Genomic DNA, 16077 nt, shown 5'->3' with positions numbered 1-16077 from the left:
GTTTGGTTTTTTAATTAATAATATTTTTATTCTCCTTAAATTAGTAATTCATTCTTAAATACTTAAGCGTATTTCGATTTAATTCTGCTATGAGTAAATCAAGTGTCGATCTACGTCTAGTACTTCAAGTGAGATTGATAGTACAGCAGAATTAAATGGCGTATAAAACTAACCCTTCACGCAAAGCACCTGTTTTAAGGTATGCACCACTTTAACCAAATCTTTTTGATTGTCCATTACCTCATCGATGTCTTTGTACGCACCAGGGATTTCATCAAGTACGCTTTTGTCTTTTTTACACTCAACGCCTGCGGTTTGTGCTTTGAGCTCATCAACGGTAAAGGTTTTAGATGCTTTGGTTCGACTCATCTTGCGCCCTGCCCCATGTGAGCATGAGCAAAAGGACTCTTCATTACCAAGACCACGCACGATAAAGGATTTAGCACCCATCGAACCTGGAATAATACCCAGTTCGCCCTCATAAGCACTGATAGCACCTTTTCGGGTTACGTAAACGTTTTCGCCAAAGTGTGTTTCTTCTTCCACATAGTTGTGGTGACAGTTAATGGCCTCTTTGGTCAGAGTAAAATGTGGTAATCCTGCCTGCTTAGATTGCATTGCATTTAATACCAAACGCATCATCTCTTTCCGGTTTTGCACTGCATAATCCTGCGCCCACTGCACCGCTTCCACATAGTCATCAAAGCTACTTGAACCTTCAGCAAAATACGACAAGTCTTTATCGGGCACATGACCAAAGCGCGATTGATGTTCTTTTTTGGCCAAATTAATAAAATAGCGGCCGATACAATTACCAATACCTCGGCTACCCGAGTGCAGCATCACCCACACATCGTTATTTTCATCAATACAAATCTCGATGAAGTGGTTACCACCGCCAAGCGTTCCAAGCTGTTTGGCCCAGGTACGCTCAAAACCTTTGAGCATCTTTAAAAGGCCTGGATGCTTATCGGTAATTGGCTTTAAGCGTTTACCCAGTGGATCAAGGGTTGAGGCTTTGGCCGTGATTTGGTTGTGCATATTAAAGCCAACCGGCACTTGCTTTTCGATTGCTGAGCGCACCGCGCTTAGACTGTCTGGCAAGTCGCTGGCCGTTAGCGATGTACGCACTGCGTTCATACCACAGCCGATATCGACACCGACTGCCGCAGGAATAATGGCGGACTTGGTCGGAATCACACTGCCCACTGTCGCGCCTTTACCCACATGCACATCTGGCATCACCGCAATATGCGAGTGCACAAACTCTAACTGCGCCATATTACGTAATTGCTGTATCGCCTCTTGCTCGATATCTTGGGTATACACCTTAACCGGTACGCCCTTTTTACTGTTTTCATTCAAAATTAGCTGTATGCCCATTTTGTTATTACCTTCATCTGTTTAGTCGAATGTGCTCGTTAATAAAAATTGATTTAAAAGAGCACGACTCGCTTTGTATTTATTTTTGTTGATTTATAGGTTGTCGTGAGTTGAAACTGTATAGTCAAAGAAGTCTAAAATGGTTACAAGGCAACCGAGCGTAAGGACTACAAATGTTGGCTTAGCGAGGTTAACACCGTAACCGTTTAGTAGTTCGCTGACTATGTTAAATGACAGACGCAAAAAGCCCATTAACCAAAGGTCAATGAGTTAAGACAATGCAAATTAAATTATGGCCAGTAGCTAGCCTAAAGAAATGATCGAGGTAGAATAAGCTTAGTTAAAGCCTAAATGAACCGTACCGAGGTCATCGCTCATTGTGTTTTGCGTCATCTGTAACACAGTCTTTTGAAACAAATACATGCTGATTCCTCCGTAGGTTGTGGCCAAATACACAGATGTGTCGTGGCGTGGGTTGATAAAGTGAGTCGTATTATACGAGATAATCAGGTTAACAGCAAATTGATGATTAGCTGAGATTAAAGGTTATATTAAAGTTCTGTTTTATGTACACTTCAAACCAAACCTGCCTACCCCGTATGATTTGAGATTAACGTCTAGTTTTTGATTAATTTGGCATGTAACCAAAATCCTGCCAGCATCGCCACCACAAATATCATCGACTCGGTGTAGCCTGCAAATGTAGTAACTAACACAGGCGCTAGACAAAACCCAAGAATGCCCCAGCCAATACCAAACATAAGGCTCTCAATCGTCGCCACTTATTTGAGGTTGACGCAGGTATTTATTCTCATTTATTGAACCGGTTCAAAAACTTAAGTCACCTCTTTAAGATAACTCTATTTTGTACAAAAGCGCTGATACAAAACTTGCATCACGGCCAGCGCATCATCACTGGCAATACTATAAAAAATCTGGCGACCTTCACGGCGAGTATTCACCAAACCATTCTCACGTAGCACGCCCAACTGCTGCGACAGGCTTGGCTGCCTAATACCCGTTGCCTGCTGTAAATCACGCACACAAGATTCAGACTCTACCAACTGGCACAATAGCAGTAGACGATCTGAGTGCGACAATGACTTCAGTAGCGCAGACGCTTTAGAAGCTGATTCTTTTAATGCTCCCACATCAATATTGGTTGTGTCTTTTATTTTATTTGGCATATTTATATCTCTTATATCCGTTGTATAACACCCTATTATATACAACCGCCAAGTCTATACATATAAATATTATATAATTTTGTATAATATTATGGCATAAGTTTATTCTGATATGACATAGTCTATTTATGTCATAAATTCTTAAGCGTCAGATGCATTAAAAGGGCTTAATCATGAATAATTACTATTCATAATTAAGTCTGATATTAATAGCTTTCATCTAATCCGATCACGCTTTGATGATGCAGGTTAAGACTACAAAATACCAGAGAATTGGTAACGACTGCCAGCATGCCACATATTCACGAAGGTAACCACACGGCCGGCTGAATAGGTCTGACGACTTAATAACAATGCCGGTTCCCCTGCTTCCATCTGTAGTGCAGTAGCGACTTTTTTGGGTGCAGCGACTGCCCGAATGGTATAATTGCCCCCTTGTAGCGGCGCTTGTTCAATAAGATACTCGCTGGTATTTATCACACTAAAATTCTGCTCAATAAAGTTAGGCACCAATGATGCATCTACCCAGCGCTCTTCAAATTGCACCGGTTTGCCATCTGCAATATGTACAATCTCTACTTCATCGATAGGATCGTCATTATTACGCTGTAATAGCTTGTTGTTCGGTAGATTGCTTGGCTCGGCATCTTCATCCCACGTGGTGTTATCGCCTTTCTCATCAAGCATTGGCGCGGTAAACATTGATATAATACGCGGGCTGATATCGCTGACTCTCAGACGCTGCTGATTGACGACTTTGGCTTCATATTGCTTACCGGCGGCTCGAATATCTGCGGCAATATTACGCACCTCCACAACAGTATGATTGTATTGCTGCTGCGCCACAAAAGTGCCGGACCCTTGTCTGCGCTCCAAAACCCGCTCTTCACTCAGCTCCTTTAGGGCGCGATTAACCGTCATGCGTGATACAGAAAATCTATCCGCCAGTGCATACTCAGTAGGAATCGCCTCACCTGCCTGCCACTTACCAGAATGAATATTTTTTAAGATACTTTCTTTGATACGTTGATACGCAGGTTTTGGGCGCTTGGCTTGTTGTGGCTTTTTTGACATGAGATAAGGCTCATTATTTAAGTTAACAAATATAAAAATATGTACATATTACAATGGCACTTAATACTTTGTAAGCATTAACTAAAACCCATGCAGACAGCTTGCAGTGCCGGCTAAGACAATATTATCTTGCTACTTACCTGATTATCTTGCTACTTACCTGATTATCTTGCTACTTACCTGATTATCTAGCTACTTATCTGATTATATTGATACTTACCTGCTGCTTAAAGCATGATGGGCCTGTTAGTATAGCAGTAATTTATAATCTGTCATCTGGCTGTCATATTAATTTAGAAAGTCTAAACCAATAATACCAAACAAATATACATTGAAGCCTAGCTTTGCTAAAAAAGTCTTGCATCCTTATTTTTTTCTTGATAATTTGTCTATACAAATATCCATAATAACCCCTGTTTTCTTTTCTTAAATTTATATAAAGGACTATTTTATGACTGATTCCAAATTTATTCGCCGAGACGAGAGCCGCGAAATAGCGTCACCTACTGGCACAACATTAACTTGTAAAAGCTGGTTAACCGAAGCACCTTTTCGCATGTTGCAAAACAACCTACATCCTGATGTGGCTGAAAACCCAAAAAGCTTAGTTGTGTATGGTGGTATTGGCCGTGCAGCGCGTAACTGGGAAAGCTACGATCAAATCTTAGAGTCTTTAAAAGAATTAGAAGACACAGAAACCTTATTGGTTCAATCAGGTAAGCCTGTCGGCGTATTCAAAACGCACGAAGATGCGCCTCGCGTATTAATCGCTAACTCAAACCTTGTGCCAAAATGGGCAACGTGGGAGCACTTCAACGAGCTTGATCGTAAAGATTTAATGATGTACGGACAAATGACCGCAGGCAGCTGGATTTATATCGGTACCCAAGGCATTGTCCAAGGTACGTATGAAACCTTTGCCGAAGCCGGTCGTCAACATTATGGTAAAGGGGATGCTACTGCTAGCACGGACAACTGGAAAGGTCGCTGGATTTTAACTGCAGGTCTAGGTGGTATGGGCGGCGCGCAGCCATTAGCAGCAACATTTGCAGGTGCTGTATCATTAAACATCGAATGTCAGCAAAGCAGCATCGATTTCCGTCTACGTACCGGTTACGTTGACAAACAAGCCAAGGACTTAGACGAAGCTTATGATCTGATTAAAAAGCACACTGAAGCTGGTGAAGCAGTATCCATTGCTCTATTAGGCAATGCTGCCGAAATCCTACCAGAGATGGTAAAACGTGCCAAAGCGGGCGAGATTAAGCCAGACTTAGTAACGGACCAAACGTCTGCTCATGACTTGGTCAATGGCTATCTGCCTATTGGCTGGACTGTAGAAGAATGGAGAGCGGCGCAAGAAGATCCTAGCAAATTTGAAAAAGTAGCTAAAGACGCGGCTCGTTCATGTGCCATTCATGTTGAAGCCATGCTTGAATTCCAAAAAATGGGCGTACCAGCGACAGACTACGGTAACAACATCCGTCAGGTCGCTTATGACGAAGGTATCAAAAATGCCTTTGATTTCCCAGGCTTCGTTCCTGCGTATATCCGTCCACTATTCTGCGAAGGTAAAGGGCCATTCCGCTGGGTAGCGCTATCAGGTGATCCAGAGGACATCTACAAAACAGATCAGAAGATTAAAGAACTATTCCCAGAAAACAAACACGTGCATCGCTGGTTAGATATGGCCAATGAGCGTATTAAATTCCAAGGCTTGCCTGCACGTATTTGCTGGCTTGGCTTAGGTGAACGTGATAAAGCAGGTCTTGCCTTTAACGAAATGGTCAAAAATGGCGAGCTTAAAGGACCAATCGTTATTGGTCGTGACCATTTAGACACCGGCTCTGTTGCCAGTCCGAACCGTGAAACCGAGAGCATGAAAGACGGCTCAGATGCGGTATCAGATTGGGCATTATTAAATGGCATGCTAAACGTAGCAGGCGGTGCAACTTGGGTATCACTACATCATGGTGGCGGTGTTGGCATGGGCTATTCACAACATTCAGGCATGGTTATCGTTGCTGATGGTAGCGATGCGGCAGCCAAACGTCTGTCTCGCGTATTAGTCAATGACTGTGGTACTGGCGTCATGCGTCATGCCGATGCAGGCTATGAGTTGGCTATAAAAACAGCCAAGGAATATGGGCTAAAACTACCTATGATTAAGTAAGGTCTGTTAAATAGCGCACCATTATATTCGTCAACTGTTGTATCACTATTAGGCTCGCCTTGTAGCGGTTTTACCGTTTACCAGCTAATCTTACATTTTATAGGAATAATAATAATGACCCAGCCTTTATCACTAACCCTCACCCCACGTAAGCTTACTTTCGAACAACTGCGCCAAGTCTATGATGCGCCAGTACACGTTAATCTTGTCGATAGCGCTTATCAAGACATCGATGCATCACATGACTGTGTCAAAGAAATTATTGCACGTGACAAAAGCGCTTATGGCATCAATACCGGCTTTGGTCTTTTAGCCAAAACCCGTATCAGTGATGATCAGCTAGGCTTATTGCAATATAATCTCATCGTATCCCATTCCGTTGGTACCGGTGAGCGCTTAGAGGACGGCGTGGTACGCCTAATCATGGTTATGAAAGTTGCTAGCCTAGCTCAAGGATTTTCTGGCGTACGCCGTGACGTGATAGACGGTTTAATCGGTTTGATTAATAACAACATTATTCCGCATATTCCGGCCAAAGGCTCAGTCGGTGCATCAGGTGATTTAGCGCCATTATCACACATGACGTTAACCCTTCTCGGCCAAGGCAGCTGCTATGTCAATGGCCAAGAAGTTGAGGCCAAAGAGGCGTTAGCACAAGCCGGACTTGAGCCGGTAACGCTCGCGGCTAAAGAAGGTTTGGCGCTGATTAACGGCACTCAAGTGTCAACTGCGCTTACGCTGCGTGGTTATTTTTTAGCCCGAGATTTAGTTGCAACAGCGACAGTAGTTGGTGCGCTTTCAGTAGACGCTGCTCGTGGTTCAGACTCGCCTTTTGATGCGCGTATTCATGAGGTGCGTGGCCATCATGGTCAGATTCAAATTGCCAAAGCGCACCGTAGCTTAATTGCTGGCAGTGAAATTCGTGCCTCGCACACCGAGAACGATGACCGCGTACAAGACCCTTATTGCCTCCGTTGTCAGCCTCAAGTGATCGGTGCTTGTCTCGATATCATTAATCAAGCAGGCAATACGCTACTCATCGAAGCCAATGCCGTCACTGATAATCCACTAATCTTTAGAAATGAAGACGAACCGGTTGCTATCTCTGGTGGTAATTTCCATGCAGAGCCCGTTGCCTTTGCTGCCGATACGTTGGCATTAGCTATCGCCGAAATTGGCTCTATGTCTGAGCGCCGTGTGGCACTGCTTATCGATGCTACTTTAAATGGTGGTCTACCGCCTTTCTTAGTCGAAAATCCAGGGGTGAACTCTGGCTTTATGATTGCGCATGTCACCGCCGCTGCCCTAGCCTCAGAGAACAAATCACTGGCACATCCTGCCAGCGTTGACAGCATCCCGACGTCTGCCAACCAAGAAGACCATGTGTCTATGGCCACCTTTGCCGGTCGCCGTTTATATGATATGGCGCAAAACACTGCCACCATTGTTGGTATCGAGTTATTGGCAGCAGGACAAGGGATTGATTTCCATAAAGGGCTAAAAACCTCGAAGCTGTTAAGCCAAGCGCACAGCCTGTTACGTGAAAAGGTGACCTTTTATGACAAAGACCGCTATCTTGCGCCAGATATTGAAGCGGCCAAGCAGTTGGTATTGTCTACTGCACTCAATCAGCATTGGTCTGAGCTGCGAGCTGATTGGTTTTTGCAACGTTAACGCTCAGTAATCTCATAACCTTTTATATAACTTTATAATCTTTGAGAGTGTTCATTATGTCAACCCCATCATCTTCAAGCGATAACACAAGCATTGGGGCTCAGCATATTCCTTTTGACTCCAGTCTTTGGACGGGCCGTGCTGAGCCTGATGAATCAGAACGCGCATTGTATTGGTATCAGCTGATTCAGCCGTGTGATGCTTTTAACTCAGAAGAGACTGACCCATCAGATGCTCAGCATAATAAACCCTCTTCAAAGGTAACCTTAGTTGGTTTTGCCTGTGATCAAGGCGTGCGTCGTAATTTAGGACGTGTTGGTGCTAGATATGCGCCGCCTGCTATTCGTCAAACCTTTGCTAAGCTGCCTATCACGCCGGCGCTGCAAGATAAATTTGATAAAGCAGAATATGACACGTTTTTAAGTGACATCGGTGATATTGCCTGTTATGACAACGACAGCTTAATGCCTGACGTGTTAGAGCAGACGCAAGCAAAATACAGCGAGCAAGTCACTGGTATTATCAATCGAGGCAGCCTAGCCATCGGTATCGGCGGCGGTCATGCCATTGCCTATGCCAGTTATATGGGACTTTGGAATGCGTTAAATAGTCCCGAGAATACTGCCCAAAATGACTCGAATACTCAAGCGCCTAAGATTGGCATTATTAATTTTGACGCGCATTTAGACATCCGTAACGCTCAAAAAGGCACTTCTGGCACCCCGTTTCGTCAAATCGCTGAGCACAATCAAGCACATGATCAACCGTTTCACTACTGTGCTATTGGCATCAGTCAGTTTTCTAACACCACCGCTCTGTTTGACAGAGCCGATAAGCTTGGCGTGACGATTATTAGTGATGACTCATGCGCTCGCAGTAGTTGGGATTCTGTCGCAAAACAGTTAGAGCAATTTATTGCGCAAGTAGACGTGCTATATATTACGATGGATATGGACGCCTTCCCTGCCAGTATTGTCCCTGGCGTGAGTGCGCCTGCAGCTAAAGGCATCTCCATTGACTTTGCTGAACGTTGTCTTGAGGTAATTTTTGCCAGTGGTAAGGTAAAAATGGCTGATGTTGCTGAAATTAACCCCACCTATGATATAGATGAGCGCAGTTGCAAAGTTACTGCCCGCTTTTTAGCGTTAATGATTCAGCATCATTTACTACAACAGCATTAAATAAACAATCAGCTGATAAGTTAACCACGACTCATTTAATAATTCATGACTTAAGAAACTCATTTATAGAATCGGAGTCTACTATGACATCCAAAACCAATAATAACTTTCCTGAACATTTTGATACTCTTATTTTGCATGCCAATATCGCTACTTTCTCCGAAGTATACGGCTTTGATAGAGCGTTAGCCGTTGCAAACTCTGACCCTTCAAAGTCATCAAAGCCGCACAGCCCTTATGGTCAAATCATAGACGGCGCTCTTACCATCAATGATGGCAAAATTAGCTGGATTGGTGATAGCCAAAGTGCTTTAAATAGCCAAGCTTATCATCATGCTATCACTCAAGAGGATGCTGATGACAAAATCATTTATGCCAATCGTCAGTGGTTATTACCTGGTTTAATTGATTGCCACACTCACCTCGTATACGGCGGCAACCGCAGTAATGAATTTGAAGCGCGTTTGCAGGGTGTCAGCTACAAAGAGATTGCTGAAAATGGCGGCGGTATCATCTCCACAGTAACAGCAACACGTGAGGCCAGCTTTGAAGAGTTATACGCACAAACTGAACGCCGCCTGCAAGCGCTACTTGCTGAAGGTCTGACCACCATCGAGATTAAATCAGGCTACGGTCTTGATTTAGAGACTGAGCGCAAAATGCTACAGGTGGCTCGCCAACTGGGCGAAGATTATAACCTTACAGTTAAGACCACCTATCTTGCTGCCCATGCCCTACCGACTGAGTATAAAGACAAAGAAAACGGCTCAGATGCGTACATCGATGCAGTATGCGAGTGGATGCCAATTTTGCATAATAAAGGTTTAATTGACGCGGTTGACGGCTTTTGTGAAAACATTGGCTTTAGCAAAGCACAAATGGCCAAAGTATTTAATACCGCAAAACAGCTTGGTCTACCTGTTAAGCTTCATGCTGAGCAGTTAAGTGATATGGATGGCAGTGGCTTGGTCGCTGATTATAACGGCCTATCCTCTGACCATCTAGAATATTTATCAGAGAAAAATGTAGAGAAAATGGCGGAGCATGATGTAGTCGCTGTGTTATTGCCAGGGGCGTTCTATACGTTAAAAGAGACCCAATTGCCGCCAATGGATGCGATGTATAAACACAACGTAGCGATTGCGCTATCGACCGACTGTAATCCTGGTACATCTCCATTAACCTCACTATTAATGACACTAAATATGGGCTGTACTTTATTTAGTATGACTCCTGAGCAGGCGCTCGCAGGTATTACTACTCATGCAGCAAAAGCGCTAGGCTTAGATAATAAAGGACGTATCGAAGTTGGTAATGATGCAGATTTGAGCTTATGGAATATCGAACGTCCTGCTGATCTTGCCTACCAGATGGGCCTTAATCCATTAGCGGATGTGATGAGTAGTGGTGAATGGCGTAGCTAATTAGGGCGTGTGGAACATTCGCAAATTAGCACTGCTGATAGCTAAAATTGTTTCAGACTAGGCGTAAACCGTAGTTAATGTCTAGACCTTGATTAGGTTTGCAACAACGTCTGGGGCGATTTTAGCATCAGCCTCACTCGAGCACAGCTCTCGCCTTGCGAACGGGCAAAGCAGTGCTTTGCTTAATCCGTTCTCAGGGGCGGGACTCTTTTTTGCCAATATATTGCGAAATTGTCAAACTTAGAATGACTAAGCGTCAAAAATTTCCCTGCATATTGACTAAAAAATAGTCGCCGCCAGTGCCATGGTCGAATGTTCCACACGCCCTAAGCATCACTCTTCATACTAGCCGTATTCAAAAAGAGCGCTTCTTAAATTAGGAGCGCTCTTTTTATTGTCTCAAATTATACCAGCTAGACTGTTTTATTACTTATCATCATATTTAATTGATATCACTTATAGATTAGTATTTCTAAACAAAAAATTTCATGTTACTATTTTATAACTTAACTGTATATTTATATAAGTTTTAATATTTTGTATATCTATACCAATTTATCGTACCACTATACAAGGTTGTTTTATGAAACAAATACACGTCAAACCAGTAGCAAAAAATCTCACCTTAGCCATTGCTACTGCTTTGCTATTATCTGCTTGTGGTGGTGATGATTCTAGCAATTCATCCATTATCAACACTGATTCAACTAATCCTTCTGAACAAGCCAATGTAAGCATTCAAGGTACTTTAATAGATAAAGAGACTCTAGAGCCTATTACCAATGCTCTTATTAAGTTCTCTGATCAACAAGTTATGACTTCAGAAGATGGTGTATTTGAGATACCTTTATTAGAAACACAGGACTCTGTTACCTTCACAGTCATTGCAGACAATTATCCAGAGCGTGTGTTTACAACATCACTTGCAGGTAGCTTACCTATGCAGGTTGAATATCAAATTAGTAACGATGCCAGTATCGCAAGTGTGGTTCAGTCCTCAAATGAAGATATTATTGTTGTAGTCGATAGTTACGGCGCTCAAGTAACTATTCCTGCTAACACTTTACAACGCGCAGACGGCCAGCCTATTGTTGGTGATGTACGTGTTACTCTTGATGCAGTAACTCCAAGTATTGACCCCGAAGAGATGCCCGGTGGTTATGTCATTGTTGGTGGCGGCTTTATGGAGAGCTTCGGCGCTTTAATTATTACTGCAACAGATAGTAATGGTAATGCATTAGTCCTTTCTGATGATAATACAGCCTCTGTCATTATTCCTGTTTCTACCCGTAGCCCAGCAAGTAACTTACTGACTCAGATGCCACTTTTTTATTATGCACCTGAAGACTCTGGTTGGGTTCAGAGAGGTACTGCCACTTTAATTACCCTAGAAAATGGTCAACCTGCATATATTGCCGAGGTTGATAACATAGGTGCTTGGAACGTTGACGTTGCTATGCAAACGGTCGGTGTGAATGGCTGCGTTGCTGATACTGATGGTAACCGTATTCCTAATGCTTTAGTCAAAGGTGACGGTATTAGCTATTCTTCTCTAACCACTGCAACAACCAATAACTTGGGTGAATTCTATTTACCTGTTCGCGAAACAGGTGATTTGTATGTCTATGCTCAAAATGGCAATCGCAGCTCTAATGCCATATCTATATCTACCATGGGTAACGACTACACGATAGAGAATGGCTGTTTAATCGTGAGTAATAACAATGATACCTTATCTATTAGACTGACTTGGGGTGAACAACCTTATGATGCTGATGCTCATTTGATTACTCCATCAGGTGATCACATTTATTTTGAAGAGCAAGGTAGTTTAAGCCAAGCGCCTTTTGCGAATCTGGATGTGGATGATATTGACAGCTATGGTCCTGAATTTATTACTGTACGTAATCTAATGGTTGGACGTTATAAATACGGTGTTCATAACTATGAGAATACAAAAAATCCTGGCTTAAAAGACTCACCTATTAGCATTCAGTTTGAAGGTCCAACCGTACGTAAACGCACTCTAGCACCAACATTAAATGATCAAAATAATGACAGCTACTTTTGGCATGCTTTTGACTTCGTTGTTGATGATCAATGTAATATTACATTCGAATCTATCGATCAATGGCTAAATGAGAATGATACAGAGCAGCAGTTTGATATATTGAATCGCTCTGAACCGAAATACTGCATAAGCCCTTCTCAGTAAGTTTCATTTCAGTCTAGTAAAATATTATTGATAGTCAAAAAGAGCGCTTCTAAAATTAGGAGCGCTCTTTTTTTATTGCAGCTTCACCTTATAAATAATTTAATATTCCAATCCCGCTTTTCATCATTTCACTATGTCAGAACACGTATTGAAGAACATATAAAACATCGCATTGAGGCTCATCATAGTGAAGAGCACGAGCAGGCTCAAAACCAGAATTAAACCACAAGCGATAGGTAATACAGGATAAGTTGAACGTTCATACGAGAACATATTTGTCAGCTTATGATAAATAAGACGTAAAACCATTTAATAGCATTTGTACCGAAATTGAGATTAGAATCATACCCATCAAACGCTCAATGGCTTTTAGACCGCGATGACCTAAAATATTGTAAAGCTTGGTGGAGAACAGCAAGATAATAGACGACACCAACCAGGCCAATAGTAAGGCAAGAAGCGCTTTTAAAATACTCTCTGGGTTTTTTTCAGTAATTAGAATTAAGGTCGCCAAAATAGATGGTCCTGCGATTAAAGGAATCGCTAGCGGTACAATAAATGGCTCGCCATCTTCATCATCCTCATCGCTCATCACCCCGCCTCGATTCGGAAAAATCATTCGAATGGCAATAATCATCATTACCAGACCGCCGCCGATAGCAACCGCTTCGGTGGTCAGCCCTAAGGTATGCAAAATACTACCGCCTGCAAATAAAAACAGTACCATCAAGACCAGTGCAATCAACAATTCTCTAACAATAATAAAACGTCTTCTTTCTTCTGGCACTTTATCAAGTACTGATAAAAATATTGGGATATTACCCAGTGGATCCATAATTAAAAACAAAGTGAGTGCGGTTGCAAATATCTCCATAAATACCCTTGGTTTTTGTTGTTATTTTAGTGAAACATTGAGGCTAAAAGCCGTCTTTAATAAAGACCTGAATAACTATCAGCCTTAATCCTAAAACTTTAATATACTCAATTCATCATAGCCTACAGGTTGTGGCCAGTCTTTGGCTTTTTGAGGTACTTCTTGGCCACCACTAATCATTTTAGCAGTGGTAATCCATCCGGCGTGTCCGACTACTAATATATGTTGAGTTGACTGGTATTGAGACATCCAAACACTTACCCGCTCGAAAAGTTGGGTCAAACTCTCTCCACCCTCTGGCGCAAAGCTAGCGAAATTATCGCACCAGACATCAATATCTGACTTGCCAATCTGTGACCAAGGTTTGCCTTCCCATGCGCCAAAATAGCTTTCCGCTAATTGTGGGTCAATATGACACTCAAACCCACGCTGCTGCAATAATTGACCGACCTGTTTTGAACGCTTCAGATGACTGACCCAAATCACCTTGGGCAATCGGTGCTTTTTGACATAGCTATTAATACGATTGGCCAAGCGCTTTAGTTTACGCCTATTAACGTCCACATCGGTTTGCCCAAAACATAGCCCACGTACCCCCGTTGGCTTAGGATGCCGCCAAATATACAGCGTTGTCATAATTCATATCCAAATCTATGTGCTATAAATTAATATTTGCTGCCAGTCCTGCATATACGGCAATCTCCGTTATTTGCTGCGTTGCCCCTAAGCCATCGCCGGTGTAGCCCTGGATACGCCGTTTTAATAACTGGTACATATGAATGACCGCTATCATCACAAATGTCACCACCAAGAGCCACTGCCCCAGTTCAATTTCCCACAACGCCTCTGGGATAAACAGTATCAGGATAGCGGCAACTACAATGAGCCATAAGCTACTTGCTAGCCACTGCCGCTTACTCATTTGCTGTGCCATGGGCTTGGCCTTGGCATGTTCAATCTCACCACCATAGGGCAATACCACAATTAGACTAGTCGACATGAGCCGAGACACACTGTGCGCTATAATAAGTGCCGCGAGTGCCGTTGCTGTTGGCATTATAGCAAGCAGACTCACCTTTAATAATACAGCACACACCAGTCCCAATGTTCCGTAGGTGCCGATACGCGAGTCCTTCATAATGGTTAAGGTACGCTCACGGGTTAAACCGCCACCGATGCCATCACAGGTATCGGCCAGCCCGTCTTCATGAAAAGCACCCGTGAGTTTAATTCCAAAAGCAGTAGTTGCTGCCGCCGCAATCAGCGGATTAAAAAAGTAATTAACGATTGCAAATACCACTGCGCAAATAGCACCCACTAACAAGCCGACACCTGGAAAATGCCGACTACTTTGGTGTAGCCAGTTTGGCTCATACACCTTAAGCTCAACCGGAATACGGGTCAAAAACTGAATGGCGACCAATAACAGTCGCCATTCATGGATAATCGCTTGTTTAATCGAGCGTTTAGAATCTAAAGACATTACTGTGCTTTCTCGCCATTGTCTTGTTCACTCACACCAGCATCGGCAAAGCTTGCCATCTCATTAAGCGTTAAGCAGGCTGATTGCAATAACGGATAAGCAAGTGCTGCACCACTGCCCTCACCCAAACGCATTCTAAAATCAAGTAAAGGCTCTGCATTTAAAACGCTTAATAAATGCGCGTGGCCGGGCTCAACCGAATGATGCGCAAAGATAGCATATTGAGATACCCCAGGCGCTAAACGCTCAGCGACCAATAACGCACTGCTAGTAATAAATCCATCGACCAACAATACCCGTCTGTCATGCGCCGCTTGAATAAATGCTCCTGCCATCATTGCAATTTCAAGCCCGCCCAATGCGGCCAGTGCTAGCATAGGCGTTACTGCTTGCTCATGATACTTTAACACTCGAGTCAACACATCAAGTTTACGCTCCAGTCCCGAGTCATCAAGGCCTGTACCACGGCCAATACAGTCTGCGATCGGAATATCTTCTAATCGTGACAGCAATAAACTGGCAGCAGAAGTATTACCAATCCCCATCTCACCGGCAATAAATACCTCACCGTCTAATTGCTTGGCAATTTGCATACCGGCTTTAATGGCTTGCAGACATTCCTCGTTACTCATTGCAGGCTCAGTTAAGGCATCACGGCTACCCAGACGCACTTTATGTTCGGTAATGAGCTGCGGATCATCTTGCACACCGAAATCAGCAAAGTCAGCGGCAACGCCTGCATCGACTACCTTTAACTCGATGTTATGCTGACGCGCCAATACATTAATTGCAGCCCCGCCCCTTAAGAAGTTAAGCACCATTTGTGCTGTTACTTCACTTGGAAACGCTGACGTACCATGTTTAGCCAAGCCATGATCTGCCGCAAACACACGAATCTGCGACTTCTGAATGTTTGGGCTAGCCATCTGTTGAATAAGACCAATCTTAATCGCTAATGATTCAAGTCTGCCAAGTGAACCCAAAGGCTTTGCCTGACTGTTTAATTTTTGCTGTAATTGAGCGCGCAGTTCAGCATTATCGATATTAGCAATAGGCGGTAGATTTAGGGTATCCAAGAATCCAATCCTTTTATATGTAATGAAAACGTCAGGGCAGCACATAGCCACTTAAAATATGTAAGGCTTTTTAATATAGACCCTACAACATGAGCAGAGCTAAACTTACCATAGCAGAAAGCCCGTATGAAGCCCTATACTCTAACTTAAATCTGCCATTATTTTAGGTGTAGTTTAACGCATAATGTCAATTTTTGTATATCATCAGCCCATGACTTATATCAAAAGCTATATCCAGAAAACCACTCACTAAACAGCTCTAACGTTAATAACGCTAAGACTATCTAAGTAGTACTTTCAATTAGCTGCCTTATGACTTTTTTAAACGTATAT

At 43.0% G+C, this 16077-nt stretch carries 13 protein-coding genes; 5 read left to right on the top strand and 8 right to left on the bottom strand.

The annotated features are described in order from the left end of the window. Positions 1 to 168: 168 nt before the first annotated feature. The 4 genes from AC2SLO_RS05810 to AC2SLO_RS05795 form a co-directional block, all read right to left on the bottom strand. A complete protein-coding gene (locus AC2SLO_RS05810) occupies positions 169 to 1383 on the bottom strand; it encodes an RtcB family protein (protein WP_486540853.1) in 1215 nt (404 codons plus the stop codon). A 617-nt stretch (positions 1384 to 2000) separates the two neighbouring features. Continuing rightward, positions 2001 to 2144, bottom strand: a complete 144-nt coding sequence (locus AC2SLO_RS05805) for a DUF6691 family protein (RefSeq protein WP_486540855.1) — start codon at positions 2142 to 2144, stop codon at positions 2001 to 2003. A gap of 99 nt (positions 2145 to 2243) precedes the next feature. Further along, positions 2244 to 2570, bottom strand: coding sequence for a metalloregulator ArsR/SmtB family transcription factor (locus AC2SLO_RS05800; RefSeq protein ID WP_486540857.1), 327 nt, complete (start codon positions 2568 to 2570; stop codon positions 2244 to 2246). A gap of 255 nt (positions 2571 to 2825) precedes the next feature. After that, positions 2826 to 3644: a UTRA domain-containing protein gene (locus AC2SLO_RS05795; protein WP_486540859.1), complete on the bottom strand. Its 819-nt coding sequence runs from the start codon at positions 3642 to 3644 to the stop codon at positions 2826 to 2828. A 451-nt stretch (positions 3645 to 4095) separates the two neighbouring features. Here AC2SLO_RS05795 and hutU point away from each other — a divergent pair, with 451 nt between their 5' ends. The 5 genes from hutU to AC2SLO_RS05770 all read left to right on the top strand — a co-directional run bounded on the left by hutU (position 4096) and on the right by AC2SLO_RS05770 (position 12311). After that, positions 4096 to 5817 (top strand): urocanate hydratase, encoded by a 1722-nt coding sequence (gene hutU / locus AC2SLO_RS05790; protein WP_486540861.1) that lies wholly within the window; start codon positions 4096 to 4098, stop codon positions 5815 to 5817. Between the two features lie 114 nt (positions 5818 to 5931). Then, on the top strand, positions 5932 to 7491 hold the full coding sequence (gene hutH / locus AC2SLO_RS05785; protein WP_486540863.1) for a histidine ammonia-lyase: 1560 nt from the start codon (positions 5932 to 5934) through the stop codon (positions 7489 to 7491). Positions 7492 to 7547: 56 nt separating this feature from the next. After that, a complete protein-coding gene (hutG, locus tag AC2SLO_RS05780; protein WP_486540865.1) occupies positions 7548 to 8672 on the top strand; it encodes a formimidoylglutamase in 1125 nt (374 codons plus the stop codon). An 83-nt stretch (positions 8673 to 8755) separates the two neighbouring features. Continuing rightward, positions 8756 to 10096 (top strand): imidazolonepropionase, encoded by a 1341-nt coding sequence (gene hutI, locus AC2SLO_RS05775; RefSeq protein ID WP_486540867.1) that lies wholly within the window; start codon positions 8756 to 8758, stop codon positions 10094 to 10096. 583 nt (positions 10097 to 10679) lie between these two features. Further along, positions 10680 to 12311: a YfaP family protein gene (locus AC2SLO_RS05770; protein ID WP_486540869.1), complete on the top strand. Its 1632-nt coding sequence runs from the start codon at positions 10680 to 10682 to the stop codon at positions 12309 to 12311. Positions 12312 to 12594: 283 nt separating this feature from the next. Here AC2SLO_RS05770 and AC2SLO_RS05765 read toward each other — a convergent pair whose 3' ends face one another. From AC2SLO_RS05765 to cobT, 4 genes are all read right to left on the bottom strand, one after another. Beyond that, positions 12595 to 13185 carry a YhgN family NAAT transporter gene (locus AC2SLO_RS05765; protein WP_486540871.1) on the bottom strand — a complete coding sequence of 197 codons (591 nt, stop codon included), beginning with the start codon at positions 13183 to 13185 and terminating at the stop codon, positions 12595 to 12597. A gap of 90 nt (positions 13186 to 13275) precedes the next feature. Continuing rightward, on the bottom strand, positions 13276 to 13821 hold the full coding sequence (locus tag AC2SLO_RS05760; RefSeq protein ID WP_486540873.1) for a histidine phosphatase family protein: 546 nt from the start codon (positions 13819 to 13821) through the stop codon (positions 13276 to 13278). Positions 13822 to 13843: 22 nt separating this feature from the next. Further along, the gene (gene cobS / locus AC2SLO_RS05755; protein ID WP_486540875.1) at positions 13844 to 14668 is read right to left on the bottom strand and encodes an adenosylcobinamide-GDP ribazoletransferase; all 825 of its coding nucleotides are present in this window, start codon (positions 14666 to 14668) and stop codon (positions 13844 to 13846) included. Next, positions 14668 to 15744, bottom strand: a complete 1077-nt coding sequence (cobT, locus tag AC2SLO_RS05750; RefSeq protein ID WP_486540877.1) for a nicotinate-nucleotide--dimethylbenzimidazole phosphoribosyltransferase — start codon at positions 15742 to 15744, stop codon at positions 14668 to 14670. Before cobT ends, cobS begins: the two co-directional genes overlap by 1 nt. Positions 15745 to 16077: the final 333 nt, after the last annotated feature.

This window comes from Psychrobacter sp. CX14 (assembly GCF_057396205.2).
The sequence above is the reverse complement of the archived record's forward strand: the minus strand, read 5'-3'. Positions and strand labels throughout refer to the sequence as shown.

Excerpts from the sequence above, each read along its gene's own strand:
- AC2SLO_RS05810 (WP_486540853.1), bottom strand. The coding sequence starts at position 1,383 with ATGGGCATACAGCTAATTTTGAATGAAAACAGTAAAAAGGGCGTACCG.
- AC2SLO_RS05805 (WP_486540855.1), bottom strand. The coding sequence starts at position 2,144 with ATGTTTGGTATTGGCTGGGGCATTCTTGGGTTTTGTCTAGCGCCTGTG.
- AC2SLO_RS05800 (WP_486540857.1), bottom strand. The coding sequence starts at position 2,570 with ATGCCAAATAAAATAAAAGACACAACCAATATTGATGTGGGAGCATTA.
- AC2SLO_RS05795 (WP_486540859.1), bottom strand. The coding sequence starts at position 3,644 with ATGTCAAAAAAGCCACAACAAGCCAAGCGCCCAAAACCTGCGTATCAA.
- hutU (WP_486540861.1), top strand. The coding sequence starts at position 4,096 with ATGACTGATTCCAAATTTATTCGCCGAGACGAGAGCCGCGAAATAGCG.
- hutH (WP_486540863.1), top strand. The coding sequence starts at position 5,932 with ATGACCCAGCCTTTATCACTAACCCTCACCCCACGTAAGCTTACTTTC.
- hutG (WP_486540865.1), top strand. The coding sequence starts at position 7,548 with ATGTCAACCCCATCATCTTCAAGCGATAACACAAGCATTGGGGCTCAG.
- hutI (WP_486540867.1), top strand. The coding sequence starts at position 8,756 with ATGACATCCAAAACCAATAATAACTTTCCTGAACATTTTGATACTCTT.
- AC2SLO_RS05770 (WP_486540869.1), top strand. The coding sequence starts at position 10,680 with ATGAAACAAATACACGTCAAACCAGTAGCAAAAAATCTCACCTTAGCC.
- AC2SLO_RS05765 (WP_486540871.1), bottom strand. The coding sequence starts at position 13,185 with ATGGAGATATTTGCAACCGCACTCACTTTGTTTTTAATTATGGATCCA.
- AC2SLO_RS05760 (WP_486540873.1), bottom strand. The coding sequence starts at position 13,821 with ATGACAACGCTGTATATTTGGCGGCATCCTAAGCCAACGGGGGTACGT.
- cobS (WP_486540875.1), bottom strand. The coding sequence starts at position 14,668 with ATGTCTTTAGATTCTAAACGCTCGATTAAACAAGCGATTATCCATGAA.